General features: G+C 72.6%; 1 protein-coding gene and 1 pseudogene. Both read right to left on the bottom strand.

Translation table 11 applies throughout. The features are described 5' to 3' along the window. Positions 1–91: 91 nt before the first annotated feature. A complete protein-coding gene (locus AOK22_RS40540) occupies positions 92–277 on the bottom strand; it encodes a hypothetical protein (protein ID WP_079037115.1) in 186 nt (61 codons plus the stop codon). A gap of 73 nt (positions 278–350) precedes the next feature. Beyond that, positions 351–492 (bottom strand): annotated as a pseudogene (locus tag AOK22_RS43590) (Asp23/Gls24 family envelope stress response protein); the annotation flags it as partial.

The raw sequence follows: 492 nt of genomic DNA, 5'->3' as shown, positions 1-492 counted from the left end.
GGCGCCAGCGCCTGGGAGGCGGCGCGCTCGGCGATGCGGCGCACCGCGCGGTCGGCGACGGTCGTCCTGCCCCGCTCCGCCGCGGGCGTGCTCATCGCCGCTCCCGGTCACGGCCGCTGAGGAAGCCCCGTATGTCCGTGCCGTCGTCGACGAGGCGCCCCGCGACGAAGCCGACCGCGCCGAGCGCGGCCACCAGGAGGAAGGCGCCGAATCCGCCGAACCAGCCGGCGAACCCGAGGGCCATCCCGGCGATCAGACCCACCAGAGCTGTGCTCACCACTCACCTCACACCAGAGAAGAAGAGACGTACCTGAAGACATCGGTGCCGGACCCGCTGCCGGGCGCGCCTCCTACTCCACGCGCGCCTCGCCGGAGGCGTCCGCCGTGTCGTCGTCGGGCAGGTGCACGTCGTTGATCGCGACGTTGACCTCGACGACCTCAAGGCCGGTGATGCGCTCCACGGCCGTGATGACGTTCTCCCGCACGTCGTGC

Source organism: Streptomyces silaceus (assembly GCF_001419745.1).
Lineage (GTDB): Bacteria > Actinomycetota > Actinomycetes > Streptomycetales > Streptomycetaceae > Streptomyces > Streptomyces silaceus.
Note: the sequence above shows the minus strand (reverse complement) of the source record. Positions and strands in the feature narration are given on the sequence as shown.